Source organism: Leuconostoc sp. JNUCC 76 (genome assembly GCF_053667755.1).
The window spans coordinates 80,644-105,601 of the sequence record NZ_CM132206.1; the positions used below are offsets into that span (position 1 = coordinate 80,644).

The window sequence follows — 24,958 nt, forward strand, 5'->3', positions numbered from 1 at the left end:
GTAATGTGGTATATATTCATGGTTAATATAGCAAAGTCAGCTGGGTTCTTTACTCATCGTTATTCGAGTATTTGGTTTGTTGCTTCTTGCGTAATGGGTATTATGGGCAACTCGGTTGTTACGTTTGGAAAAACCATTAATCGTAGTCAAAATTTTTACTTTTTACAAGCTAAGACCTCGCGTTATGGTATAAAAAATTGGGTGTTGGATCAAATGATGATTCAATTGATTTTAAATGCCCTTATTGCGCTAACTGTAACCATTTGTGGTGTTGTTATGCAGACAATACAATTAGACATGAATTTCATTTTTGAGGTCTTATTGTGTCAGGTATTGGGAATATACTTTTGTTTAATAGGATTTGCGATGGGCATCGTAGCTGATAACAAAGTGTTGGATGCGCTATCCTTTCCAATTATGATGGTTTGGGCATTACTGATTATACCTTTTGATACGTGGACCACGGGGAGCTTTGTCACTATTATCAGTGCTGTTCAAAAGTTGTTTCCTGGGTATTATTTATTTACGATAATACAGCATTTGATTGATAGTAGCAGTGTTGGATATAGTTTATTGCTTTTTGTAGCAACGACTGTTATGACTGCTGTCCCTGTAGGTGTATTTACTTACCTCCATATCCGGCGGATGACGAGTTAATCACATTTGATAAATGGGGTTGTGTATAGATAGAAAATAGAAAGCATAAGGTGTATATTCGCATGTTGTGCTTTCTATTTTTATAAATTAATTTTTGGGGTTTGAGCTGTATATATTTTACAAAAATCAGTCGCTAAGAAAAACATTTGGCTCGTCGTTGTCAGTTTTGGCTTAATTGGTGTGGGCTTTAACAGCAAAATGTTACAAGTTTTCATAATCTTACAGCAATACTTATTATTATTGGGTAGGAATCAAACTACCGAAGGAAAAGAAAACTACTAGGTTAGTTGGTGGTATGGCTTCCTTACTGATTTTTACAGTAGCTTATCCGTTGTCAGTTTATTCTGTTGACCAATTTAGTCGACCATATATTGGTAGATCGCAAACGAATTCATTAATGGAGCTAGCGTTTGGATATAACGCAGCCAAACTAATTTACAAATAAAAATAAAAACGCTAAACAGGTTAAAGGCAAAGTACCTAGTCAGTCAGGGAAAATGACTAGACAAACACAGGGTGCTGTTAACTGTGCATTGCCTATTGGATCAGCTGAATCATTTAGGCTTTTTCAATTAGATTTGGGTTCACAAATTGGTTGGTATCTGCCATTTGCAATTCTTGGTCTTATTACTGGTTGGTTTGGATTTACAACTAGTACGGAGCTAAATATTTTCCTTGCAATTATTTTAATACAAGTGATGATTTTATTTAAGGACAAGCAACTGTAGAGAGCTATTTGATATAGCGATTTTTATTTTTCAAAGAATCAAAACGATTGCTTTATGTTTAGAATTGTTCTAGCATGGTAGATAAGAAAAGGATAACAATATTAAGGAGGAATTAGGAATGTCAAAAACAAAGATTGTTATAGTTGGTGCATCTCATGGGGGACATCAAGCAATTTTAGAACTAACTCGTAAATACAAGAACCTTGATATCAAGTTGTTTGAGGCCGGTGATTTTATTTCATTCATGTCTTGCGGCATGGAGTTATATTTAGAAAATAGTGTTACTAATGTTAATGATGTTCGTAATTTCCGTCCTGAAGACATGGAACGGTTGGGCGCAGAAATTTACAATAACCACGAGGTACTGGCAATTGATACTAATGATAGGACAGTTTCTGTCAAAGACGTTACTACCGGTAGTATTGAGAAATATAGCTATGATAAGCTGATATTAAGTTCAGGCGTGACACCAAATAGTCTACCTGTTCCATGGAACGATTTAGAAAATGTCTATCTCATGCGCGGTAAAGATTGGGCAACAAGTATAAAAGCCAAGTTAGAAAACCCTGCTGTTAAAAATATCACAATTGTTGGTGCGGGTTACATTGGCGTTGAGGCAGCGGAGGCAAGTGTTAAGGCCGGGAAAAACGTTACTTTAATTGATATGATTGACCGCCCTTTGGGCAGTTATTTGGATGCTGAATTAACAGCTATTCTGGAAAAGGAATTAGCTGATAAAGGTGTAAAAGTGGTTACAGGTGTTCGCATCGAAAGTTATGAGGGAACTAGTCAAGTAACGGCAGTAAAAACAAATGAGGGGAAGTACCCAAGTGATTTAGTTATTCAAGCCGCTGGGATTAAGCCAAATACGAATTGGTTGAAAGGTGCGATTGATTTAGACGATCAAGGCTGGATTAAAACTGATGAATATTTACGGACGAATTTACCAGATGTCTATGCTGCGGGAGATGCAGTTCTATCGTATTCAATCCCTGCGCAAACTAAAATACCAATTGCACTAGCAACCGTTGTACGGCGTGAAGTCCGTTATATAATCGCACATTTATTTGAAAATCAGCCCTCAGTTCCTTTCAAAGGGGTCGTTGGCTCGTCGGCATTAAGCGTGTTCGATTATCATTTTGCAACGGCTGGATTAAATACCACAACAGCCAAAAAAGCAGGTGTTACTTTGAAGAGTTCCTTCTATCAAGATACCTTACGGCCCGACTATGTTCCTCGAGAAAAGGGGAACACCGAAGTTTATGTCGGACTGGACTATGATCCACAAACACATCGTATTTTAGGTGGTGCGGTACTATCGACCTATGATATAACGGCTCAGGGTAATGTCATTGCGCTAGCTATCGAACAAGGGCTTCGTCTGGAAGATTTGGCTGAAGCCGACTTTTTCTTCCAACCAGGATTTGACCGACAATGGAGTCTATTGAACCTAGCGGCACAACATGCACTTGGTGAGCCTAAATTTTAACTAGTTTGTGAATAATGTAATATTAGGCTACAAATAAAAAGGGGCGCAGCTCGAAAGGATGCGTCCCTTTTTATTTTATAAGTAGAATTATACGTTTTCCAAATGACCATTCTTATCTTTAGCAATTAAGAAGTAGACCGTTACTGCGATTGACCATGCCCAAACAATGTGCCCAAAGAACTCAGAAATATGTTCATCTAAAGGTTGATTCCATGCAGCAGGAATTGTTCCAAATGCAGGCATGATAATAATATGCCAAAGAATCCAAAGAAATATACCATAAGCAGCACCTTGCCACAAAGCTATTTTAGACCAATATTGAGATACAAACACATATAGTATTGCAAATACAATGGCAAATGAGAAGTGCAGAATCAATGTGAACCAAAATACTTTTTGATCTTGAGAGTAGTAAAAGAATGAATGAACTAGTTTAGATGGAATGCCAAGTTGCTCAGCCATATGTTGTGGTGGGTTGGTGGCATTACGAGCTAGTGTACGTGGTGGCAAAATATTTTCCCAACCGATTTTAACCATTCCTGAAATCATTCCTGCAATAAATCCGTAGAAAATACTTTTAGTGATGATCTCCTTTAGTGATGCAACTGGTTTATTTAGTGTAAGCATAGTGTTTCTCCCCTATGTGAATTGTTTAACAACTGTTAATAATACAGGCATTGAAATCGTTTGTCAATTCATTTGCTTTCGGGAATATGTTCGATGAATTATGGATATTTCGAAAATTGTGAAATTAAATACATGTAATTAAAAAACAATGAGAATACGAATAAATGGTTGCAAAATAATTATAAATGCTGTAAAGTTATTACAAATAAATGAGACAAAGAAAAGATAAGTAAATTTTAGGGGTAATCAAAGAGAGCTAACATTTGGTGAAAGTTAGTATTACGAATGAATTGAAAATGGTCTTGGAGTCGTTAGTGGTATGAGCATGTTCGTGAATATCGCTCGGGTGCGCCCGTTATCGCGTTAAGGTATCTCGCTTTTGATGTACCTGTCAAGTATAAGGTAGTGATACTTTATAGAATTTGGGTGGTAACACGAGTTTTTCGTCCCATAATCTTTGTAGATAAGGCAAAGATTATGGGACTTTTTTTATTGTCATATGTAAAAAAATAATGGAGAACGGTCTATGACAAACGAAGCAAATAACATCTTATCAGAGTTGAAAGATTTCCAGTGAGTTTGTGGGTATGTTTGAGTTTAGCTCTTGAAACAAAATTAACTGGGTTATTTTAGTATATAAAACGAGTATCTTTTAAAAGCCTGTATCTCAGTTTGATTTTTCAGAATAAATTTTCAATGCTAGTGATACAACTTTATGTAAAGAGACAGGAGTAGTAAATGTCAAAGAAAGTAGCAATTATTACAGGCAGTGGTAGAGGAATAGGAAAAGCGATTGCTGAGAGACTCGCAACAGAAAATTATTACGTTGCAGTAGTCGATATTGATGAATCTAATGCTAAATATGTGAGTGATAGTATCAACGCTATTAAGGAAGAGCAAGCCAAATATTATGTTTTAGATGTTGCTGATCGAAAATCAGTTTTTGATTTAGTTGATAAAGTAGTAGCTGATTTTGGGCGTCTAGATGTGTTTGTTAATAACGCAGGGATTGCCTACATCGATAGTATTATTGATAGCGATCCGGAAAAAGTTGAGCGGTTGTTTGATGTTAACCTTAAGGGCACTTTTTGGGGAATTCAGGCGGCTGCAAAACAGTTGAAAAAGCAAGGGAGTGGTGGAAGGATAATCAATGCTGCTTCACTGGCTGCAGTGGAAGGATCTGCACTACAAGGCGCATATTCAGCTTCCAAATTTGCCATTAGAGGATTAGGTCAATCTGCGGCAAAAGAACTCGCAAAATATAATATCACTGTAAATGCTTACGATCCAGGTATAGTTATTACACCTTTACGCGATTATATTGATCAGCGAACAGCACAAATTAAAAACACAACAGCAGAGATTCAAAGGCAAAGTGTTGTCAATGAAATTGCGTTAGGAAGAGCGGCTTTGCCTGATGATGTAGCCGATGTTGTATCATTTCTGGTTTCACAGCAGGCAAAGTATATTACTGGACAATCAATTTTAATTGATGGTGGTATGAGATTTCATTGACGTTTTGTAAGTATTTCTAATAAAAAATATAAGAAAGAGAATTTGAGATGGTAAAAAAGAAAACGGTAGTCATAGCAGCTGTTGTGGCAGGAATTGTTATTGTAGCAGGTGTGATTATTCATAGAAACACGACGCAAACAACCAATAAGACGGAAGTGACTGTCGGATCGATAGGATCGGATGCCCAAATTTGGGAATATATTGCGAAACTACCAGAAACCAAAAAAGAAAATATCACTATCAAGGTTAAGAACTTTACTGATGGGGTTTCACTAAATACAGCGACTGCACAAGGAAAGGTGGATGTTAATGCCTTTCAATCATACGCGTATTTTGTGGCTTATAACAAGAGTAATAGCTCGAATAAGCTGAGTGTTTTAGGGACAACATACCTAGAGCCTATGGGCATTTACTCTGAAAAATATGATTCTATCGACGATATTCCAGATGGGTCAACAATTGCTATTGCTAACAATGCAGCTAATACGGCACGTGGATTGAAATTGCTAGCAGAAGCTGGATTAATAACATTAAAAGATAATTTTAATAGTCTTTCTGGCGTTAATGACATTAAAAGCAACCCACACAACTTCAAGTTTAAAGAAATTGATGATACGACCGGGCCACGAGTGATTAAAGACAATTCAATTGCCGCTGCACTTATTGGAAATACAATTGCATTGGAAGGCAAACTGAATGTTTTGAAAGATTCACTTTACTACGAAAAAATTAACCAATCAACAAAGGACAATATTAATATTTTAGCCACAGCAGAAAAGAATAAGAATAATGCTAAATTTAAAAAATTAGTTAAGTTGTATCATAGTAAAGCAGCTCAAAAATATATTAACAAAAAGTTTGATGGTACTAAAATCGAAGTTCAAAAGTCTGTCTCTTATTTAGCTGACTAGTTTATCATTAGAATATCCAAAAGTAAGGAGTTAACATGGCTGAAATTTATGATTTAATTGTTATAGGAACTGGTTCTGTTGGCTCTAGCACTGGTTATTATGCCGCTAAGAGGGGGTTACGCGTTTTGGAAATTGATTCCGCCACACCACCACATACTAATGGATCACACCATGGCGAAACTAGGATGATTCGCCATGCTTATGGTGAAGGTTCATCTTACGTACCTCTTGTATTGCGTGCGCAAGAACTATGGGACGAACTAAAAAGAGACACACAAGTTGATATATTTCATCAAACAGGAGTGCTGAATATAGCACCTAAGCAATCGAGCTTTTTAAATAATATCATAGTTTCTGCTGAAAAATATGAGTTACCAATCGAAGTTTATGATGCTTCTGAAGCCAGAAAAAAGTGGCCACAATTTGCAATACCTAATCAATTCAAGGCGGTTTTAGAAAAAGAATCTGGCTATTTGAAATCAGAACTAGCTATTGATACGTATATTAAAGAAGCTAAACGGTTGGGCGCTCATGAACAATTTAACACACAGGTCATTTCAGTTGATAATGATGATAATGGATTTGTTTATGTAACTACAAATGTAGGCACATTTATAGGGAAATCAGCTGTTATAACTGTTGGTACTTGGGTGAAAGATCTGATATCCAGCTTACCAATTCAGCCAGTTAGAAAAGTTGTTTCGTGGTTTGACGCACCAAAACAATTGGCAGAAGAGACCGGTTTTCCAGCATTTACGATTCAACTCGGTGACGGTACACATTATTACGGTTTTCCAGCCAATAAAGGGCTCATTAAAATAGGTCGACACCAGGGAGGGCAATATATCACAAAGCGAGAAGAGCGACTTGATTTTAATGCACTTAAAGAGGATAAAACAGAAATATCACCTTTGTTAAACAGTGTTTTGAAAACTGTGGGCAACTTGGATCATGGTGTGGCCTGCAGCTATGATTTGTCTCCGGATGAGCACTTTATTATTGACGATTTGCCAGGAAAGAAAAACATTCAGTTTGTTTCGGGATTAAGTGGTCATGGCTTTAAATTTGCTAGTGTATTAGGCGAAATATTGGTTGCCAAAGCGTTAAATGAAACATTGGATTTTGACCTTTCACCATTTTTGTTATCACGGTTTAATTCATAAGAAAATATTGAACTGCTTTAGTAAAATCAAATGATGGCGTGAGAAAAAGCAACTACTTAAATTAGTAGTTGCTTTTTCAATGTACATGATAAATTTATAGCATTTAAAAGTTTTGCTGAATAAGCATAAAATTGCTAAAATAGAGGGTATGCAAAATCAGAAGAATTTTCTAACTGAATTATTAGTTACTGGACTAGGTGGTGCTATTGGTGGGACTACACGGTATCTTTTGGGATTAGTTCCAATAATTGGACCAATGCCAGTAATGACAATGTTAATTAATTGGCTTGGTACTTTGCTATTAGCAATGTTGGGCGCCTATCTAGCGAGTCATCGCAGTCGGTTAGAGCGGTGGCAGTCTTTCCTTGGTACTGGTGTTTTAGGTGGGTTCACGACGTTTAGCACCATGATTTGGCAAATACATCAACAGTTATTCATTAGTGTAGCTAATGCTTTAGTTTATATGATACTAACTCTTGGTGGTGGCCTTATAATGTTAAAATTGGGCAACTACTTTGGCAACAAGATCGGTGAGGCACATGTATGACAATACTAGGAGTAGCCATTGGTTCGGCATTAGGCACAATGCTACGGTATATTGTTTTGAATACGTGGATAGCTAATTCAAAATACTTTACTGGCGTATTCATTGTTAATATGGTTGGCAGTTTCGCGCTAGGTTATCTTACTGCTACAGGCGCAACCTACGCGATGTATAGCTTTTGGACTGCGGGTGTAATTGCTGGGCTAACAACTTTTAGTACGATGATGACACAAAGCAGTCAATACACTCGTGGCCAACAAGCTTGGTACTTAGCTTGGCAAATCATTTTTGGTATGATTTTCTTTAGTGCAGGAACTGCGCTAATCACGATATTATGAAAGAACACCAAATTAAGTTGAACATATTAATGAGGACAAAATAATGAGTAAAATAGCAGTTATTATTGATTCATCTTCGGCAATGCCGGTAGCTATTCGCAATCGGTATCATATTTTTCAAGTGAATGACCCCATTATTTTTGGGGATGAAGTCTACAAAGAAACTGTGGATATTCATAGTTTGGGTGAGCTTGTTAAAATGATGCAAGAAAAAAAGCAATTGGCCTCCACATCTCAACCGGCCCCTGGTGATTGGGAAGAAGCGTTGAACTTAGCTAAAGCATCTGGTTATAATCAGGCTATTTTGATTACGCTTTCGTCTGGTATTTCAGGCACCTATCAAACAGCTAATGCAATTGCGCAATCATATGACGGTATGGATGAAGTTCGCGCGTGGGATTCGAAAATAGCAGTAATGGGCGCCGGTGTGCAAGCTATATTAGCAGCTGCCATGGCAGAGAAAAACCGTTCACTTGATGAAATTATTACATCATTAGAACAACTACGATCAACTATTGATGTTCGCTTCGTTGTAAATGATATTACACATTTACAACGCACAGGTCGCTTATCACGCGGCCAAGCGTTAATTGGTGGCTTGTTGAATATCAAACCAATTTTATCTATTGATGTTCAAGACGAAGGGAAAATCGGGGCTGTTGGCAAGGCACGCAAGATGAGTGGGGCTTTAAAAGAAATAAAAGAACCATTACGTCAGTCATTAGCCGAAGCTGATTATCCTGTTCGGGCCTATGTAATTGATGGCAATAACACGAAGTTAGGCGATAAATGGTTGAAAGATTTACAGTCTGAATATCCTACCGTTAAATTTGAACGTGGTGTGATTGGTGCATTTATTGGCGTACATACAGGCGACGGCGCTATGGGTGTGATCTGGGCACGTGATTGGGAAGATTTAATTTAATCAGTAATAAAAACCAGTATCAACCAAAATTGGTGCTGGTTTTATTGTATAATGAAGAATAGAATAATTTACGGGGTGTACTAATGCAACGATCAAGACGTTTTCAAATTGTTTATGAAGTGCTCAACGCAGTAACACATGGATTCGGCTTCATATTAGCTGTGATTGCTGGTGTGGTGCTGATGTTTCATGTATTGAGCAAACCAGTCACGGCATTGGAGCTCACTGCAGTTATAATTTATATTAGCACTGTTGGTTTTTTCTTACTTGCTTCGACGTTATTTCACTCGTTAGTCTTTACACGAGCAGCAAAAATTTTTCAGTTCTTTGACCATGCAGGTATATATTTGGTAATTCTAGGTAGTTATACCCCCTATACTTGGCTATTAATTAAAGGTTGGGTAGGTTGGAGTATCTGGGGTGCTATCCTAGCGATGACTATTGCTGGCTTTGTCTATGATTTATTTTTTGTAGGACGATGGCCATGGGTATCCGTGACAATTTATTTGGTTATGGGTTGGCTTATTATTCTGGCAATGCCCGTGCTATGGGGTGTATTGTCCCATACTGCTTTTTGGTTACTTGTTGCTGGAGGGATTACATATTCAGCTGGTACTATTTTCTATCTTGTACCAAAAATTCCAATGGGACATGTCTATTGGCACCTTTTTGTTTTAGGGGGCGCTGGATTAATGTTCGCTAGTATTTATATTTCTTTATAATGGCCAAAAGGCTTTTTTATAATAAAAAAACGATAAACATCTGTTTATCGTTTTTGTTAGTGGTCAGCCAGGGGCTCGAACCCTGGACCCACGGATTAAGAGTCCGTTGCTCTACCAACTGAGCTAGCTGACCAAAATGTCGTGTTTCACAACATCAAATATAATACCATGTGAAAATACAAAATGCAATAGCTAAGTATGATAAAATGAATATATTCTATATTGGAAGGAGATGCGTGAAATATGAATCAATCGTTCACGCTCTATTATCATGTTTGATCTTATCAAAGCAATAATTATTGGTATCATTGAAGGACTGACAGAATTTTTACCAGTTTCTTCAACGGGACATATCATTTTAGCAGAATCCCTAATGAGAATCCCAGGTGGCACTGTTTGGACCAAAGCTTTCAGTTCGGTATTTGATTACTCAATTCAATTGGGCGCTATTTTTGCTGTTATTCAATTGTATTTTAACAAGTTAAATCCGTTTTCATCTAAAAAAACAGATCACGAAAAATTCCAAACTTGGCGCTTGTGGATTCGCGTTATCGTTGGTGTAATACCAGCCATGATTTTTGGATTTGCATTAAATGATTTTATGGATGCACACCTAATGAACTTTTGGGTAGTGTCAGCAACGCTGATTATTTATGGTATTGCGTTTATCGTGATTGAAAATCGGCAGAAGAGTATTGTGCCAGTTATCACTAATGTAAATCAAATCACATTTAAGTTGGCGTTATACATTGGTTTGTTCCAAGTTTTATCAATAGTTCCTGGTACATCACGTTCTGGAGCAACTATTTTAGGAGCAATTATCTTGGGCGCTTCACGCTTTGTGGCTGCTGAGTTTTCTTTCTTCCTTTCAATACCAGTTATGTTTGGTGTCACATTTCTTAAAATGGGTTCATTCTTCCTCAATGGTGGTTCATTTACAGGCATGCAAACTTTGGTAATGCTAATTGGTTTCATTGTTTCATGGATTGTTGCTTGGTTTGCAATTAAATTTATGATGGATTATATCAAAAATAATGATTTCAAGGCATTTGGCTACTATAGAATCATTGTAGGTGCTATCTTCTTGATTCTAGGTCTTGTAGGCATCGTAAAATAAGTATTTTCCCAAAAGCGCACAAATTAATTTTGTGCGCTTTTTACTTACCACAAATATTGAATATATAATTAGAAAAAAGTGATTGACATTAAAAAATGATTAGTATATAATTATTTCAACATATAACGTTGAAAAGATAAGTACTTGTCGGACTGATTGGATAGAGAGCTAATGTGTGGTGAAAATTAGTATCAGAATGATTAGGAAAATGGTCTTGGAGTTTAATAATGGTGTGAGCATACTTAATTGTAAATGCCATTCGGGTACACCCGTTACAGTGTCACAGTATCGAAAACATTTTTCCGTACTTGGTAAGTGTGTATTAGTAATAATATGCAGAAAACGGGTGGTAACGCGATAACTTCGTCCCGCAACTTTGATGACTTCAAAGTTGCGGTTTTTTTGTTGTATGAAATAAAGGAGATAATTAATATGAATGCGTTAGTGACTAAAAACATATTAGTTAAATTAAAAGGGCTAGGTATGGTACAAAGCCGAATGTGATTGTTATTGTTAATTTTTTATGACAATAAACAAGGAGAACACATGGCTAAGAAAAATCAAGACAACTTTATCAAGAGATTTAATCATATCCCAGTAAGCTTTTGGTATCATTTTTCAGCATCGTCCGGTGTTGATTTAGATGCTTTTAAAAATCCTGAGATTATTGAAGGCAATATTTTAGGTACTAAGAAGTTGGTTGAGACAACCTCACCAGATTTTGTGAAATTAATGAGTGACGGCTTGTTTCATTACGAATTTAATCACCAAGATGCTGATGATAAAAGTGTAGTTTACGCTAATTTATCACCAATAGCGGATAATCATCCATGGTTAATAAAAACAGCAGATTTAGTTAGACGGCAAAAGCAGGTTATCGGTGAACGAGCTTCATTTTATAATGTTTTTTCACCAACGACGCTACTTAAATGGGCATTAGTTAGAAATTCAGATGGGCACTACGATAAAAGTAAAGCCAATGAAAAGCTTGCTGATATTATTTTGACAAATAGCGAAAATGTTCGTCAGGCATTAGAGGTGATTACACTAGATGTAATCAAGCAGGTTAAGGCTGCAGTCAGTGCTGGCGCCGATGGTATCTATTATAGTACGCAAGTTATTCAGGATACCCGGCTAGGACATGCGGATTTTGCTGAATTTGTCGCTGCGACTGATAAACAAGTTCTAAAGGCAGCAAATCAGTTGTCAGATACAAATATCTTACATATTTGTGGTAATGGTGGCGCCAGAAATGCAATTTCATGGTTTGAAGATTATCCGGCATCAATTGTTAATTGGTCAGTTGATACGGAAGACATATCTTTACATGAGGGCAAAGAGATTTTCCCAGGGAAAATTGTTCTTGGTGGGTTTGGTAACACTGCGAAAGATGTTTTGTATCGAGGAACACAGTCTGAAATACAACAATTTGCTAGACATTTAGTTCAAGAAGCGGGTGCCGAGAATTTAATTATTGGTGCTAATTGTACGGTTCCCCGAGATATTGATCTTCAACATCTACAGTGGGCGATAGAATCAGTTCAAAAGGAAAGTGAAGGTTTGAAAAGTTATGAGTAATCAACAAAATGTATTATTAGATGCAACAGAAAAAATTCCGGTTAGTTTTTGGCGCCATTTTGCTGATGATGAAACTGTCGATGCACTAGAAAATCCAACAATTGCTACGATTAATATTCAAGGACATAAGGAATATGTTGAAGACTTACGTCCAGATTTTGTGAAGTTAATGAGTGACGGTTATTTTAATGTTCCATTTGACAATGTCACTGATTCTAAAAATATTGATGATTTAAATAAAATTCAACAGATACAAGATGATGATCCTTGGCTTACTGAGCAAGTCAAATTAGTGCAAGAGCAAAAAAAAGTTATTGGTCAGCGTAGAGGCTTTTATAATATTTTTTCACCAGTGACGATTTTAAAGTGGGCGCTCTATGATGCAGAAAATGAGCTGCCTGCCAAGGGAGATGAACGTTTAACTGAATTGTTTATTCAATACCCAGAGGAAATTAAGCATGTTCTAAACGTTCTAGCTAAGAGCATTATCAAGCAAGTGAAGGCGGTTGTAGTAGACGGTGGTGCTGACGGAGTCTATTACAGTACACAAGAATTACAGAGTTCAAAATATACCAAAGAATTGTTTGATGGTATACAAAAGAATGTTGATTTAAGTGTTATAGATGCAATTAAGTCTTTTAGTGATATTAGCATTCTTCATATCTGTGGTTTCAGCGGGACAAGTAACCATTTAGAGTGGTTTACAGACTATGACTTGCCAATTGTCAATTGGGCAGTGACAGTGGAAGGTGTTTCACTCCAACAGGGACAACAAATATTTAAGGACAAAGTTGTATTGGGCGGATTTGGTAATACAACAAATGATGTATTATACAACGGGTCTAAAGACGAAATAGAAGTGGCTGTACAAAGATTACTGTCTAATGTTGATAAAAAGCGTGTTATTATCGGTGCGGATTGCACTGTTCCCCGCGATATTCCTGTGGATCATTTGAGGTGGGCGATTGCCGCCGTACATGAAAACGTTGTGTAATGAGGAGAAGAGAGAATGGTAAATAAAAAAGGGATTGTTACCGCTGCGGTAGCCGTTGTCGTTATTGGTGGTGGTTTGACTATACGTCATCTTAATGCAGACAGCAACAAGGCGGCAACCAAAAAAGTAAGAACAATTAATGTGGCACATACACAAAACTATGTGCCATATGATTATGTGAAAAACGGTGTATCAAAAGGATATGAAGTTGATGTTTTGAAAGCCGTTGATAAGCTATTGCCTGATTATAAGTTTAAGTATCACCCAACATCAGATGAAGATTTATTAGTTGGCTTAGATTCAGGGAAATATGATGTTGGGGTGAAGGGTGCTTGGTGGACAAAAGAACGTGCCAAAAAGTACATCTTACCCAAGCAAGCTGTTGGTGCGTCTATCATAGGAATCACTTATCGAAAAGATGATAACTATAAGTCATTTGCCGAGTTTGCTAAAAAGTCAGGTAAGTTGGTGCCAATTTCACCACAGAATGGTCAATACGCAGTAGTACAGGAGTGGAACAAAAAACACCCTAACGAAAAAATCACATTAAAATCAGCTGATCAATTTACTGTTGGTGATGCATATAACTGGGTGCTGGAAGGCCGATATGATGCTTACTTTGATGTGAAGGTAAATTACCAAAATTCAGTTGTTAAGAGCAGTGGAGCTTACCATAGTTCAGCTGACAAATTGGCCTACATACCCTATAAGGGCATTAAGACTTATCCAATTATCAGTCGTGCCAATAAAGACAACTCTAATTTCTCGAAAGAATATGACCAAGCTATCAAGAAACTACAGAAGAACGGCACGTTGGAAAAGTTGTCACAAAAGTATTTCAAAGAAAATGTTTGGGACTTTGTCGGTGATAAATAAAGTTTCAGAATTAAGGAGTTAAGATGCCACCATTTAGTTTCAAATTTTTCCTATCGGTTTTTGGTGAGGTGCTACCTTATTTTCCAGTTACGCTACTCATCATTGTTACATCAATAATTTTTAGTTCCCTATTAGGGGCCTTAGTGGCTAGTGGGCAGCTTAGTCGATCACCAATATGGAGAACCTTGTCACAAGGTTATGTTTTTGTACTGCGCTCAACGCCACCCATCGTTTTATTGTTTTTAATTTTTTATGGGTTACCTAAATTATTATTACTATCCCTGAATATTAATATCAATGATTGGCAAAAATCGATTTTCGTCATTATCGCGTTATCCTTACTGTTTGCGTCAAATTTAGCAGAAGTGTTTAAATCTGCTTATTTATCTGTGAACACTGGACAACGTGAAGCGGCATTGATGGTAGGCTTATCAGAATGGCAGACATTTTATCGTATAACCCTACCACAAACAATCGTAGTCGCCTTACCCAATTTCGCAAATACCATCGCCGCATTAATTAAAGATGCAGCTTTGGCATATGCCATTGGATTATTAGACATGATGGGCGCAGGTGACAATCTGATTTCTAGGAATTTTGGACACCACTCACTTGAGACATATTTAGCGTTGGCAATTATTTATTGGCTTTTATTTGTAATCATTGAGCAAGGTGCGAAGTATTTAGAGAGATATTTTGGAAAAAGCCGTGCAATTGCATCAAATCCTGCGGAGGTTGTCGCATGAATGTACCATTTTTAATTCAAACTTTTTGGTCGGCTATAAAAGCTGTGCCAATAACACTATTAATCACCGGTGCGTCATTGCTCATTGGTTTGCCGCTTGGCTTTTTACTGGCATGGATTAAAATTAGAAAGATTCGTATACTTTATCCGCTTGTTGTCGCATACACATCGCTTATGCGAGCCACGCCGATGGTGTTACTGATTTTACTGTTCTATAGTACATTACCAAGCTTGTTGAATGTCCTAATTAACCAAAAACTACACTGGCATGTCACGGTGTTTGACACTAATCCCATTATTTATGCCATTATTGTTTTTGCTTTAATTGCAGTTGCAAATTTATCGGAAGTATTTCGATCAGCAATTTTGACGATTGATCCTGGACAAAAAGAGGCAGCTTTAATGGTTGGGCTGACGCCAATACAAGCTTATTATCGTATTATTATCCCGCAAGCATTGGTTTCTGCTGTGCCTAACATTGGTAATTTAACGTTAAACATTTTAAAGGGCACATCGCTTGCGTTTATGATGACGGTTCAAGAAGTAACGGCAGTTGCTAAAACAGCAGCCTCGTATACTTATGATTACACGGAAGCGTATATTGATATCTTTATAATTTATTTTATCCTAGGAACAATACTGCAAATTATTTTTAAATATCTGGAACGTTACTTAGGTCGACATAAGCTACGAGGAACAGTTGCATAGGGAGAACAGCATGTTAAAAGTCAGAAATTTCAGAAAAAAGTATCATGAACATGAAGTATTGAAAGGAATTGATATTGAAGTTAACCAAGGGGATGTAGTGGCATTACTTGGGCCATCAGGATCTGGTAAGACTACGTTTTTAAGAGGGTTAGCTTTTCTAACACCAGGAGATTCTGGTGTTATAGAATTTGATGATCAAAAAATAAGTATTGAATCAGCAACGCCTATTGATATTAAAAAGTTGCGACAAAAAATGGGTTTCGTTTTTCAAAATTTCAATTTGTTTGCTAATAAGACGGCTATACAAAATGTCGAAGAAGGTTTGATTATTGGGCATAAGGAGCCAAAAGAAATAGCTCGAAAAAAAGCGCAGGAAGCCCTACAAAAAGTAGGTTTATTGGAATTTGCAAATCATTATCCAAGTCAATTATCTGGTGGACAAGCCCAGCGAGTAGGAATTGCTAGAGCAGCAGCTTTAAATCCGGAGATTATTTTGTTGGATGAGCCGACGAGCGCGTTAGATCCTGAGTTAGTGGCGGATGTTTTGCAGGTGATTAAACAACTAGCTGATGAAGGGAAAACGATGATTGTCGTTACTCATGAGATGGCTTTTGCTCGTGATGTGGCTGACAAAGTAGTTTTTATGGATAAAGGTTTAGTTGTAGAGGAAAATGAACCTATTGAATTTTTTGATAATCCTAAGTCGCCACGTTTGAAGGAATTTTTAAGTCGTATTAGCGCTGCCAATGTTGCTGACAATAGTTTTGAGTATGAAAAGGCTAATCAAAAATAAGTTAAGCGCATTTTTTAGACTTGCAGAAGCATCTAGCAGAAAGTGTTTCACGTGAAACAGATAAAAATATTTAACTGGTTACTAGCGATCGGCTTGTTTTTCAGGTAAACTAGATATTATGGAAAACTTTCAAGAACAACTAAAAAACCGACGTACTTTTGCGATTATCTCCCATCCCGATGCTGGTAAAACAACCTTAACTGAGCAATTATTGTTGCATGGTGGGGTGATTCGTGAAGCCGGAACAGTTAAAGGCCGTGGGTCGAACAAATTAGCCTCATCTGATTGGATGGCGATTGAGCAGCAACGTGGTATTTCAGTAACGTCATCTGTATTGCAGTTTGACTATGAAGGTAAACGAATCAATATTTTGGATACACCAGGGCACGAGGACTTTTCAGAAGATACTTATCGTACTTTGATGGCTGTGGATTCAGTAGTCATGGTAGTCGATGCCGCCAAGGGTATTGAGCCACAGACTAAAAAGTTATTTGAAATTGTCTCACAACGGGGAATACCAGTCTTTACGTTCTTTAACAAAATTGATCGTGACGCTCGCCCAGCACTTGATTTGGTTGACGAGCTCGAAACTGTATTAGGAATTCAAGCTTACCCAATGAATTGGCCAGTCGGCTCCGGGCAGGTTCTGCAAGGCATTTATGATTTGCAGGCTGACCAACTTGTGCCCTTTAAGAATGCCACAACTCACTCCGAGATTGTCGATGAGGCGATGGACGAAATTGAATTATTGCGTGACGCGGGTAATCCATTTGATGAGGATAAAATTGCTCATGGGCAATTGACACAAGTATTCTTTGGCTCAGCGTTGGTTAATTTTGGTGTAACAGAATTCTTACGTGAATATTTGACGTATGCCCCAGCCCCAGCAGCAATGACAACAGTTGATGATAAAACAATCAATCCAGAAGATGCGCAGTTCAGTGGTTTTGTATTTAAGATACAGGCCAACATGGATCCCAGACATCGTGATCGTATTGCGTTTGTACGAATTGTGAGTGGTGAGTTTAATCGCGGTATGGATGTGTTATTACAACGGAATGGCAAGAAATTAAAGCTCTCGAACGTTACACAATTTATGGCTGAAGAACGTGAAAACGTCCAGACAGCAGTTCCTGGTGATATTATTGGTGTCTATGATACAGGAAATTTCCAAATTGGTGATACAATCTATTCTGGAAAGAAATCTATACAGTTCCCTGATTTGCCAACATTTACACCTGAATTGTTTAACCGTGTGGTTGCCAAGGATGTAATGAAGCAAAAATCATATCATAAAGGGATTGAACAACTCGTTCAAGAAGGAACTATTCAACTTTATAAATCATGGAATGGTGGCGACTACATTATTGGCGCTGTTGGACAATTGCAATTTGAAGTGTTCCAGTTCCGTATGGAAAACGAATATAATGTTGAAATTCAATTTGAACCCATTGGTTCCAAAGTTGCTCGCTGGATAAAGCCAGAACAATTAGATGAGAAAATGAGTTCATCACGTAATTTACTAGTAAAAGATCGGTATGATGAGCCAGTATTCTTATTTGAGAATAAATTCGCCTTGAATTGGTTCCACGATAAATACCCTGATGTCGAATTAGAAGAAAAAATGTAAAAATACCAAGCATATTGGAACGTCTGTGGACGTTCTTTTTTAATATCGTAATATGTTAGAATATAGTAACAAGAATATTGGAGAAAATCATGTCATATTATACACAACAACTTTTTAATGGCCAACGCGAACGTATTTTGCGTGTTGTTGATTCAAATGATGCTACACAAGCAACTGCTGGTTTTATTCATATTTTTGACGAACGGCGAGCTTTTGACTTTGAATATGCTAAAGAATTAACGAATGGTGAAATAACACAGGAACAGTTTGATGAGGAAGGAGAGTCGGTTAACACATTTAGCGTTAACTTTATGCCCTTGGCGCATGCTGAAGAGGAAGAAATTCCCAATGAATTGTTTGAGGAATGGGCTGGCTTAATTGGCCGTGAATATGCATTGGTTCCCAACTTACACATGAACATGTACCAACAGTCTTTGAAGCCTGAAATTGAGGAAATTGATAAGGATCTTTTCGAAGAAAGATTGTTGGAATTAGTCACACGTGTTCTCGGATCTTCTGTTGTTGGATTTGAAGAAAAATCTTTGACACTTTACCCAAGTTTTCTAGTACAAGAGCAACCTGAACAATCCGAACAAAAAGGGCCATCTACTCAAATAATACTACCAGAATAGTGAATATAGCGGCGGATGAATAGTATATTTAGCTAATTTAGCGAACGTTTTGTAAGCATTATCGTTAACGTTCGTTTTTTTTTGTGGTACAATGTTTGGGTCGATAAGACAAATAAAATCGGGGTAGATTGATGCGCGTTAAGTGCAGCGGAGACGGAATGTGAGCCGCTGACGAAACAAACTAATTAGCTAATCGTTTTTCGTATTAGCAATGAATGTTTGTGCGGTGCATCAGTCACATTCACCACTATATAAGGTGAACGCTCCACTCGGAGGTTCTATAGCATGGAAAATACAGCGCGAACGTGGGTTTTCCCAAAACTAGATACGCGTCAATTTGTTTTATTGGCGATGTTGATGGCACTTCACATGGTGCTGAGCAGGCTGACAGTCGGTACTAATGTACTTCAAGTAAGCTTTGCATTCGTAACAATGTCTCTTATTGCTAAATGGTATGGCCCGTTGTGGTCTATGTTAATTGCGGCAATACTAGACATTATCGGCGCAACAATTATTAATCCTGGTGCATTCTTTTTGGGATTCACTTTTACAGCAATGATTAGTGCGCTAATTTATTCACTGGCTTATTTCAAGCACGACAAAACAAGCTGGTGGCGAGTAAGTGTTGCCGTAGGGTTGGTATTATTAATTGCTAATATTGGTTTAAATTCAATTTGGTTGGTTATGATGTATCATACAGCACACGATTGGCCTTCATTTTTAGCCTTTATTACACCACGTGTCATTAAGAATTTAATTATGTTTCCCATTCAAGTAGGTATTTCGTATTTCCTTTTGAATAATCAGGTTATTAGTCACACCACGAAAAAGATTTTTAGTTAAACAGCTTAGGCTGTTTTTTTTGAAAGCAGGGGTTTTAATATGGTAAATGAATTTCCACAAGTTTTAACAATAGCAGGTTCTGATTCAGATGGATCCGCAGGTATGCAAGCAGATTTACATACATTTTTCATTAGAAAAACATACGGTATGAGTGTGTTAGTTGCTGCTGTGGCTGGAAACTCATATGGTATTCATGCTGCGGAAACATTGCCGCTACACTTTATTGACAAACAGTTTGAGGTTCTTGCTGACGATTTTAAAGTTCGTGCAAGTAAGACAGGAATGTTATCAGATGCTAGTTTAATTGAAGCAGTGGTAAAAGCTTATAAAAAGTTTGACTTTGGTCCCTTAGTAGTTGATCCGGTAATAACAACAAAACATGGTGCCCAGTTGTTAGAGGCAGCGGCCTTTGAGGCACTAAAAGAAAAACTTCTACCACTTGCAACAGTTGCAACTCCGAACTTTTTTGAGGCACAGTTGATAACTGGACGTATTATTGATAATGAACAGCAACAGGCAGTTGCTGCAAAAGATATTCAATCTCTGGGTGTCCAAAATGTTATTGTCAAAGGATGGCATAATCAAGATAACCAAAATGAGGTTGCTGACTATGTTCTTCTCGCGGATGGCTCTGATTTTTGGTTAAGGCACCCGTATTTTGATACTACACATATTAATGGTACTGGGGACACTTTAAGCGCTGCCATTGCCGCTGAAATTGCTAAGGGGAAAGACGTTGCTACAGCTATTCGCATTGCCCACGATGTGACGGCAACAGCGATTGAACATGAAATTGCTGTTGGACATAAGTTTGGACCAATTAATCACTGGGCAGCTCAAGACTATAACAAAAAAGAAGACAAATAATTTGTCTTCTTTTTTGTTATGATGCACCGGTGATATCACCATGAACAAGTCGTTTGAAAATATGACGATCCGCCCAAGCGATGTTACGTCCCTGTAAAAGGAAGGACATGACAGTACCAATACCGAGCGCCACGATTTGATGGCTAATGATGAGACAAATAATCGAAATACCAATTGCAACAGCGAAATTACTCATTTGAGCTTTACTAGCATTGCCACGGAAATAATCAAAGCGTAAGATATTCGTCAGATCATCTAAGGGGTGAAGAATCCAATTGACACGCTGGTATATGGAAATGGCCACACCAATTGTCCAAATTCCAAACAGGTCAAGAGGAATGCGCCACCACCAACTAAGTTCACGAATGCCTAACGAGATAAAGTAATTGGCGAATACACCAACTAAAATACTAAATGCCATACCGAAGAAAATATTACCAAGTAATCGCAACCAATTGATACGCATGGCTAACCACATATTTAAGAAAGCCACAGAAATAGCTGTAATAGCTAAAAAGATACTAATTTGCCAGCCAGTGGTATTAGATAGGTTAGCGGCGCTAGCGGTCCATGGGGCTGAACCCATGGCGCTAGCTACGCTTAATCCATTACCAAATGAGTTAATGATTAAAGAGATAAAAAAGAAACTAATTTTTTGTTTGTATCCCAGTTGATAAAATTGACCATCTATATAGTACATTGTGTATTTTTTTCCTTAGTTGATTATCTTCTTATTATAGCATTAAGAAAGGTGCTTAAAGATAGTTTACAAAATCACAATTAAGGTATAGAATATATGCATTAGAAAATTGTGAGGAAAAAAACAATGTCAGAAAATAAAGTCGCTTTAGTAACTGGAGCTGGGCAAGGAATTGGACAGGCAATCGCAGAACGATTGTCAAAAGATGGGTTTAAGGTTGCCTTAGTTGGACGTCATATTGAAAAAGTACAAAAAGTAGCTGATGAAATTAATAAAAATGGTGGTGAAGCCATTGCTATTAAGGCTGACGTAGCAAAGCGTGATGAAGTTTTTGCGGCTGTTAAAGAAACAAAAGAAAAGTTTAACGGTTTTGATGTAATTGTTAATAATGCTGGTGTTGCTCCTACGACACCAATCATGTCTGTCACAGAAGACGACATGAACTGGACGTGGGGCATTAACGTAAATGGTATTGTTTGGGGAACTCAGGCAGCAGTAGACGCATTCAAAGAATTTGGTCATGGTGGCAAAATTATTAATGCAACATCTCAAGCTGGTGTTCAAGGTAACGCTAATTTAACTGCCTATGGATCAACAAAGTTTGCTATTCGTGGTATTACACAAACAACAGCTAGAGAATTAGCAGAGTTTGGTATTACAGTAAATGCATTTGCGCCTGGAATTGTTAAGACACCAATGATGGAAGATATCGCTCATGAGGTTAGTGTAAATGCTGGCAAAGACGATGAGTGGGGCATGGCACAATTCTCTGAAGGAATCGCTATGGGACGTTTGAGTGAACCAGAAGACGTTGCTAATGTCGTCTCTTTCCTTTCAAGTGAAGATTCAAACTATGTCACTGGACAAACATTGATTGTCGATGGCGGTATGGTATTTAGTTAATAAGTATTCAAAGTAAACAAAAAAGTATCCCACATATTTAATTTGGGATACTTTTTTGTTTTCAAAATGGCGTTTATGTGATTTACTATACAATTGATCTATGATAATGTTAGCGTTTCCAAACGTTGTTAAAACAGCATTTTGGAAACTTTTTTAAATATAGTTGCTTTTTTACAGTAGATGATATATACTTATATTGTTAATAAATGAGCAAGTAAAGGAGCATAAAATTATGGCAGAAGCAATTGCAAAAAAGCCCGCAAAAAAGGTTTTGACACCTGAAGAAAAAGCGGAACTACAGACACAAGCTGAGAAAATGACCGAGGGTTTGGTAGAAAAATCACAAAAAGCATTAGCTGAATTTTCAACATTTTCTCAAGAACAAGTTGATAAAATTGTTGCAGCTATGGCTTTAGCTGGTTCAGAAAATTCACTGCTATTAGCCCACGCTGCTCATGATGAAACGGGTCGTGGTGTTGTAGAAGACAAGGATACGAAAAACCGTTTTGCATCAGAGTCTGTTTACAACGCTATTAAATTTGATAAAACGGTTGGTGTCATTAGTGAAGATAAGATTCAAGGGAAAGTTGAACTAGCAGCGCCACTAGGTGTTTTGGCAGGAATTGTTCCAACTACAAATCCAACATCGACAACTATTTTTAAATCAATGTTGACAGCAAAAACGCGTAACACGATTATCTTTGCTTTCCATCCTCAAGCACAAAAGTCATCAGTGCTTGCTGCACAAATTGTTTATGATGCTGCGGTTAAAGCAGGCGCACCGGAGAACTTTATCCAATGGATTGAAAAGCCTTCACTATATGCAACAAGTGCGTTGATACAAAATCCTCATATTGCTTCAATTTTAGCTACTGGTGGACCATCGATGGTTAATGCAGCTTTGAAGTCAGGAAATCCATCAATGGGTGTTGGGGCTGGAAATGGTGCAGTTTATATTGATGCAACTGTTGACACAGATCGTGCCGTGTCTGACTTGTTGTTATCAAAGCGTTTCGATAACGGCATGATTTGTGCCACAGAAAATTCAGCCGTTATCCAAGCACCAATCTATGACGAAATTTTAACTAAGTTACAAGAACAAGGTGCATATCTTGTTCCTAAGAAAGACTACAAGAAAATTGCTGATTATGTCTTTAAGCCTAACGCAGAGGGATTTGGTATTGCTGGCCCTGTTGCTGGTATGTCAGGTCGCTGGATTGCTGAACAAGCTGGCGTAAAGATTCCTGATGGTAAAGATGTACTTTTGTTCGAATTAGATCAGAAGAACATAGGTGAAGCGTTATCTTCTGAAAAGTTATCGCCATTACTTTCAATTTATAAAGTTGAGAAACGTGAAGAAGCTATTGAGACGGTTCAATCATTATTAAACTATCAAGGCGCAGGACACAACGCAGCAATTCAAATTGGCTCACAAGATGATCCATTCATTAAAGAATACGCTGATGCTATCGGTGCTTCACGAATTTTGGTTAACCAACCTGACTCAATCGGTGGTGTTGGAGATATTTATACAGATGCTATGCGTCCATCGTTGACACTTGGTACCGGATCATGGGGGAAGAATTCATTGTCTCATAACTTATCAACATACGACTTACTTAATATTAAGACCGTGGCTCGCCGCCGTAATCGTCCTCAATGGGTTCGTTTACCTAAGGAAGTTTACTACGAAGCCAACGCCATTACTTATTTACAAGATTTGCCTACTGTAAACCGTGCATTTATTGTCGCTGATCCTGGTATGGTTCAGTTCGGATTTGTCGGTAGAGTGCTAGGCCAACTTGAGTTACGTCAAGAACAGGTTGAAACAAATATCTACGGTTCAGTTAAGCCTGACCCAACTTTGTCACAAGCTGTTGAGATTGCTCGCCAAATGGCAGACTTCAAACCAGATACAGTTATTTTACTGGGGGGTGGTTCAGCGCTTGATGCCGGTAAGATTGGTCGTTTCTTGTATGAATACTCAACACGCCATGAAGGTATTTTAGAAGATAATGAAGCCATTAAGGATTTGTTCCTAGAACTACAACAAAAGTTTATGGATATCCGTAAGCGAATTGTTAAATTCTATCATGCGCGTTTGACACAGATGGTTGCGATTCCAACAACTTCAGGTACCGGATCAGAAGTAACACCATTTGCCGTTATTACAGATGATGAAACACATGTAAAGTATCCATTAGCCGATTATGAATTGACACCGGAAGTTGCTATTGTTGATCCAGAATTTGTTATGACTGTGCCAAAACGTACAGTATCATGGTCCGGATTAGATGCTTTGTCACATGCTTTGGAATCATATGTTTCAGTAATGGCCTCAGAGTTTACACGCCCTTGGGCATTACAAGCCATTAAGTTAATCTTTGATAACTTAACAAACTCATACAATTATGATCCTAAGAATCCAACTAAAGAGGGTCAGAATGCTCGTACAAAGATGCACTATGCTTCAACGTTGGCAGGTATGTCATTTGCGAATGCTTTCTTAGGACTTAACCACTCACTAGCACACAAGACAGGTGGAGAATTTGGTTTGCCACATGGTATGGCTATCGCTATTGCAATGCCACATGTAATTAAGTTTAATGCGGTAACAGGAAATGTAAAGCGCACACCATACCCACGTTACGAAACATACACCGCACAAAAAGATTATGCAGATATTGCACGTTACTTAGGTTTAAAAGGTGATACAGATGAGCAACTAGTCGATGCATTGATTGCAGAAATCAAGAAGTTGGCTACATCTGTTGGCGTTAATCAAACATTATCAGGTAACGGCGTTTCAAAACACGATTTTGATGCCGGCTTGGAAAAGATGATTGATTTGGTTTACAACGATCAGTGTACACCTGGAAATCCACGTCAACCTAGCTTGGCAGAAATCCGTCAATTATTGAAAGATCAGTTCTAATAGAAAAGGCCTTACAAC

Annotated in this window: 25 protein-coding genes, 1 tRNA gene, 1 riboswitch and 2 other annotated features; of the genes, 23 read left to right on the top strand and 3 right to left on the bottom strand. The window is 37.7% G+C overall.

Annotation, left to right across the window (positions count from 1 at the left end):
- Positions 1-18 precede the first annotated feature (18 nt).
- The 3 genes from JNUCC76_RS00480 (at position 19) to JNUCC76_RS00490 (ending at position 2,874) form a co-directional block, all read left to right on the top strand.
- On the top strand, positions 19-657 hold the full coding sequence (locus JNUCC76_RS00480) for a hypothetical protein (RefSeq protein WP_454154957.1): 639 nt from the start codon (positions 19-21) through the stop codon (positions 655-657).
- Between the two features lie 497 nt (positions 658-1,154).
- The gene (locus JNUCC76_RS00485; protein WP_454154959.1) at positions 1,155-1,385 is read left to right on the top strand and encodes a hypothetical protein; all 231 of its coding nucleotides are present in this window, start codon (positions 1,155-1,157) and stop codon (positions 1,383-1,385) included.
- Between the two features lie 118 nt (positions 1,386-1,503).
- Entirely contained in the window at positions 1,504-2,874 is a 1,371-nt protein-coding gene (locus JNUCC76_RS00490) for an FAD-dependent oxidoreductase (RefSeq protein WP_454154961.1), read from the top strand.
- Between the two features lie 87 nt (positions 2,875-2,961).
- Here JNUCC76_RS00490 and JNUCC76_RS00495 read toward each other — a convergent pair whose 3' ends face one another.
- Positions 2,962-3,501 (bottom strand): YagU family protein, encoded by a 540-nt coding sequence (locus JNUCC76_RS00495; protein ID WP_454154963.1) that lies wholly within the window; start codon positions 3,499-3,501, stop codon positions 2,962-2,964.
- Between the two features lie 208 nt (positions 3,502-3,709).
- Positions 3,710-3,955, top strand: a binding site (T-box leader).
- Between the two features lie 284 nt (positions 3,956-4,239).
- On the opposite strand from JNUCC76_RS00495, the gene JNUCC76_RS00500 reads away from it, so the two are divergent.
- From JNUCC76_RS00500 to trhA, 7 genes are all read left to right on the top strand, one after another.
- Positions 4,240-5,016, top strand: a complete 777-nt coding sequence (locus tag JNUCC76_RS00500) for an acetoin reductase (protein ID WP_454154965.1) — start codon at positions 4,240-4,242, stop codon at positions 5,014-5,016.
- A gap of 47 nt (positions 5,017-5,063) precedes the next feature.
- The gene (locus JNUCC76_RS00505) at positions 5,064-5,927 is read left to right on the top strand and encodes a MetQ/NlpA family ABC transporter substrate-binding protein (protein WP_454154967.1); all 864 of its coding nucleotides are present in this window, start codon (positions 5,064-5,066) and stop codon (positions 5,925-5,927) included.
- 35 nt (positions 5,928-5,962) lie between these two features.
- Positions 5,963-7,090: an N-methyl-L-tryptophan oxidase gene (gene solA / locus JNUCC76_RS00510; RefSeq protein ID WP_454154969.1), complete on the top strand. Its 1,128-nt coding sequence runs from the start codon at positions 5,963-5,965 to the stop codon at positions 7,088-7,090.
- A 148-nt stretch (positions 7,091-7,238) separates the two neighbouring features.
- On the top strand, positions 7,239-7,637 hold the full coding sequence (locus JNUCC76_RS00515) for a fluoride efflux transporter FluC (protein ID WP_272205582.1): 399 nt from the start codon (positions 7,239-7,241) through the stop codon (positions 7,635-7,637).
- Positions 7,634-7,972, top strand: a complete 339-nt coding sequence (locus JNUCC76_RS00520; RefSeq protein ID WP_454154970.1) for a fluoride efflux transporter FluC — start codon at positions 7,634-7,636, stop codon at positions 7,970-7,972. Before JNUCC76_RS00515 ends, JNUCC76_RS00520 begins: the two co-directional genes overlap by 4 nt.
- A 43-nt stretch (positions 7,973-8,015) precedes the next feature.
- The gene (locus tag JNUCC76_RS00525; RefSeq protein ID WP_454154972.1) at positions 8,016-8,897 is read left to right on the top strand and encodes a DegV family protein; all 882 of its coding nucleotides are present in this window, start codon (positions 8,016-8,018) and stop codon (positions 8,895-8,897) included.
- Between the two features lie 83 nt (positions 8,898-8,980).
- Positions 8,981-9,619 carry a PAQR family membrane homeostasis protein TrhA gene (gene trhA / locus JNUCC76_RS00530; RefSeq protein ID WP_454154974.1) on the top strand — a complete coding sequence of 213 codons (639 nt, stop codon included), beginning with the start codon at positions 8,981-8,983 and terminating at the stop codon, positions 9,617-9,619.
- 60 nt (positions 9,620-9,679) lie between these two features.
- On the opposite strand, the gene JNUCC76_RS00535 is transcribed toward trhA, so the two are convergent.
- Positions 9,680-9,752 (bottom strand) — tRNA-Lys (locus JNUCC76_RS00535).
- A 138-nt stretch (positions 9,753-9,890) separates the two neighbouring features.
- Between JNUCC76_RS00535 and JNUCC76_RS00540 the strand changes: the two genes are divergently transcribed.
- From JNUCC76_RS00540 to thiD, 11 genes are all read left to right on the top strand, one after another.
- On the top strand, positions 9,891-10,736 hold the full coding sequence (locus tag JNUCC76_RS00540; RefSeq protein ID WP_454154976.1) for an undecaprenyl-diphosphate phosphatase: 846 nt from the start codon (positions 9,891-9,893) through the stop codon (positions 10,734-10,736).
- Between the two features lie 119 nt (positions 10,737-10,855).
- Positions 10,856-11,110 (top strand) — a binding site (T-box leader).
- Between the two features lie 172 nt (positions 11,111-11,282).
- Positions 11,283-12,314, top strand: coding sequence for a uroporphyrinogen decarboxylase family protein (locus JNUCC76_RS00545; RefSeq protein WP_454154978.1), 1,032 nt, complete (start codon positions 11,283-11,285; stop codon positions 12,312-12,314).
- On the top strand, positions 12,307-13,308 hold the full coding sequence (locus JNUCC76_RS00550; protein ID WP_454154980.1) for a uroporphyrinogen decarboxylase family protein: 1,002 nt from the start codon (positions 12,307-12,309) through the stop codon (positions 13,306-13,308). The genes JNUCC76_RS00545 and JNUCC76_RS00550 overlap by 8 nt, the downstream gene beginning before the upstream one ends.
- A 15-nt stretch (positions 13,309-13,323) precedes the next feature.
- Complete coding sequence (locus JNUCC76_RS00555) at positions 13,324-14,184, top strand: transporter substrate-binding domain-containing protein (protein WP_454154982.1); 861 nt, start codon at positions 13,324-13,326, stop codon at positions 14,182-14,184.
- Positions 14,185-14,207: 23 nt separating this feature from the next.
- Positions 14,208-14,930 carry an amino acid ABC transporter permease gene (locus JNUCC76_RS00560; RefSeq protein ID WP_454154984.1) on the top strand — a complete coding sequence of 241 codons (723 nt, stop codon included), beginning with the start codon at positions 14,208-14,210 and terminating at the stop codon, positions 14,928-14,930.
- Entirely contained in the window at positions 14,927-15,637 is a 711-nt protein-coding gene (locus tag JNUCC76_RS00565; RefSeq protein WP_260355246.1) for an amino acid ABC transporter permease, read from the top strand. Before JNUCC76_RS00560 ends, JNUCC76_RS00565 begins: the two co-directional genes overlap by 4 nt.
- A 10-nt stretch (positions 15,638-15,647) precedes the next feature.
- Positions 15,648-16,430 carry an amino acid ABC transporter ATP-binding protein gene (locus JNUCC76_RS00570; RefSeq protein ID WP_454154986.1) on the top strand — a complete coding sequence of 261 codons (783 nt, stop codon included), beginning with the start codon at positions 15,648-15,650 and terminating at the stop codon, positions 16,428-16,430.
- A 118-nt stretch (positions 16,431-16,548) separates the two neighbouring features.
- A complete protein-coding gene (locus JNUCC76_RS00575; RefSeq protein ID WP_260355244.1) occupies positions 16,549-18,060 on the top strand; it encodes a peptide chain release factor 3 in 1,512 nt (503 codons plus the stop codon).
- 89 nt (positions 18,061-18,149) lie between these two features.
- Positions 18,150-18,692 (top strand): hypothetical protein, encoded by a 543-nt coding sequence (locus JNUCC76_RS00580; RefSeq protein ID WP_454154988.1) that lies wholly within the window; start codon positions 18,150-18,152, stop codon positions 18,690-18,692.
- Positions 18,693-18,809: 117 nt separating this feature from the next.
- Positions 18,810-18,941: riboswitch (THF riboswitch) on the top strand.
- Positions 18,942-18,977: 36 nt separating this feature from the next.
- Positions 18,978-19,535, top strand: coding sequence for a folate family ECF transporter S component (locus tag JNUCC76_RS00585; RefSeq protein ID WP_454154990.1), 558 nt, complete (start codon positions 18,978-18,980; stop codon positions 19,533-19,535).
- A 39-nt stretch (positions 19,536-19,574) separates the two neighbouring features.
- A complete protein-coding gene (thiD, locus tag JNUCC76_RS00590; protein WP_454154992.1) occupies positions 19,575-20,402 on the top strand; it encodes a bifunctional hydroxymethylpyrimidine kinase/phosphomethylpyrimidine kinase in 828 nt (275 codons plus the stop codon).
- A 16-nt stretch (positions 20,403-20,418) separates the two neighbouring features.
- On the opposite strand, the gene JNUCC76_RS00595 is transcribed toward thiD, so the two are convergent.
- Positions 20,419-21,102 (bottom strand): DUF6198 family protein, encoded by a 684-nt coding sequence (locus JNUCC76_RS00595; RefSeq protein ID WP_454154994.1) that lies wholly within the window; start codon positions 21,100-21,102, stop codon positions 20,419-20,421.
- A gap of 126 nt (positions 21,103-21,228) precedes the next feature.
- Here JNUCC76_RS00595 and JNUCC76_RS00600 point away from each other — a divergent pair, with 126 nt between their 5' ends.
- Together JNUCC76_RS00600 and adhE are read left to right on the top strand one after the other, a co-directional pair.
- Positions 21,229-22,005 (top strand): (S)-acetoin forming diacetyl reductase, encoded by a 777-nt coding sequence (locus JNUCC76_RS00600; RefSeq protein ID WP_454154996.1) that lies wholly within the window; start codon positions 21,229-21,231, stop codon positions 22,003-22,005.
- A 232-nt stretch (positions 22,006-22,237) separates the two neighbouring features.
- Positions 22,238-24,940 (top strand): bifunctional acetaldehyde-CoA/alcohol dehydrogenase, encoded by a 2,703-nt coding sequence (gene adhE, locus JNUCC76_RS00605; protein ID WP_454154998.1) that lies wholly within the window; start codon positions 22,238-22,240, stop codon positions 24,938-24,940.
- The last annotated feature ends 18 nt before the right edge of the window (positions 24,941-24,958 follow it).

Excerpts from the sequence above, each read along its gene's own strand:
- JNUCC76_RS00480 (WP_454154957.1), top strand. The coding sequence starts at position 19 with ATGGTTAATATAGCAAAGTCAGCTGGGTTCTTTACTCATCGTTATTCG.
- JNUCC76_RS00485 (WP_454154959.1), top strand. The coding sequence starts at position 1,155 with ATGACTAGACAAACACAGGGTGCTGTTAACTGTGCATTGCCTATTGGA.
- JNUCC76_RS00490 (WP_454154961.1), top strand. The coding sequence starts at position 1,504 with ATGTCAAAAACAAAGATTGTTATAGTTGGTGCATCTCATGGGGGACAT.
- JNUCC76_RS00495 (WP_454154963.1), bottom strand. The coding sequence starts at position 3,501 with ATGCTTACACTAAATAAACCAGTTGCATCACTAAAGGAGATCATCACT.
- JNUCC76_RS00500 (WP_454154965.1), top strand. The coding sequence starts at position 4,240 with ATGTCAAAGAAAGTAGCAATTATTACAGGCAGTGGTAGAGGAATAGGA.
- JNUCC76_RS00505 (WP_454154967.1), top strand. The coding sequence starts at position 5,064 with ATGGTAAAAAAGAAAACGGTAGTCATAGCAGCTGTTGTGGCAGGAATT.
- solA (WP_454154969.1), top strand. The coding sequence starts at position 5,963 with ATGGCTGAAATTTATGATTTAATTGTTATAGGAACTGGTTCTGTTGGC.
- JNUCC76_RS00515 (WP_272205582.1), top strand. The coding sequence starts at position 7,239 with ATGCAAAATCAGAAGAATTTTCTAACTGAATTATTAGTTACTGGACTA.
- JNUCC76_RS00520 (WP_454154970.1), top strand. The coding sequence starts at position 7,634 with ATGACAATACTAGGAGTAGCCATTGGTTCGGCATTAGGCACAATGCTA.
- JNUCC76_RS00525 (WP_454154972.1), top strand. The coding sequence starts at position 8,016 with ATGAGTAAAATAGCAGTTATTATTGATTCATCTTCGGCAATGCCGGTA.
- trhA (WP_454154974.1), top strand. The coding sequence starts at position 8,981 with ATGCAACGATCAAGACGTTTTCAAATTGTTTATGAAGTGCTCAACGCA.
- JNUCC76_RS00540 (WP_454154976.1), top strand. The coding sequence starts at position 9,891 with ATGTTTGATCTTATCAAAGCAATAATTATTGGTATCATTGAAGGACTG.
- JNUCC76_RS00545 (WP_454154978.1), top strand. The coding sequence starts at position 11,283 with ATGGCTAAGAAAAATCAAGACAACTTTATCAAGAGATTTAATCATATC.
- JNUCC76_RS00550 (WP_454154980.1), top strand. The coding sequence starts at position 12,307 with ATGAGTAATCAACAAAATGTATTATTAGATGCAACAGAAAAAATTCCG.
- JNUCC76_RS00555 (WP_454154982.1), top strand. The coding sequence starts at position 13,324 with ATGGTAAATAAAAAAGGGATTGTTACCGCTGCGGTAGCCGTTGTCGTT.
- JNUCC76_RS00560 (WP_454154984.1), top strand. The coding sequence starts at position 14,208 with ATGCCACCATTTAGTTTCAAATTTTTCCTATCGGTTTTTGGTGAGGTG.
- JNUCC76_RS00565 (WP_260355246.1), top strand. The coding sequence starts at position 14,927 with ATGAATGTACCATTTTTAATTCAAACTTTTTGGTCGGCTATAAAAGCT.
- JNUCC76_RS00570 (WP_454154986.1), top strand. The coding sequence starts at position 15,648 with ATGTTAAAAGTCAGAAATTTCAGAAAAAAGTATCATGAACATGAAGTA.
- JNUCC76_RS00575 (WP_260355244.1), top strand. The coding sequence starts at position 16,549 with ATGGAAAACTTTCAAGAACAACTAAAAAACCGACGTACTTTTGCGATT.
- JNUCC76_RS00580 (WP_454154988.1), top strand. The coding sequence starts at position 18,150 with ATGTCATATTATACACAACAACTTTTTAATGGCCAACGCGAACGTATT.
- JNUCC76_RS00585 (WP_454154990.1), top strand. The coding sequence starts at position 18,978 with ATGGAAAATACAGCGCGAACGTGGGTTTTCCCAAAACTAGATACGCGT.
- thiD (WP_454154992.1), top strand. The coding sequence starts at position 19,575 with ATGGTAAATGAATTTCCACAAGTTTTAACAATAGCAGGTTCTGATTCA.
- JNUCC76_RS00595 (WP_454154994.1), bottom strand. The coding sequence starts at position 21,102 with ATGTACTATATAGATGGTCAATTTTATCAACTGGGATACAAACAAAAA.
- JNUCC76_RS00600 (WP_454154996.1), top strand. The coding sequence starts at position 21,229 with ATGTCAGAAAATAAAGTCGCTTTAGTAACTGGAGCTGGGCAAGGAATT.
- adhE (WP_454154998.1), top strand. The coding sequence starts at position 22,238 with ATGGCAGAAGCAATTGCAAAAAAGCCCGCAAAAAAGGTTTTGACACCT.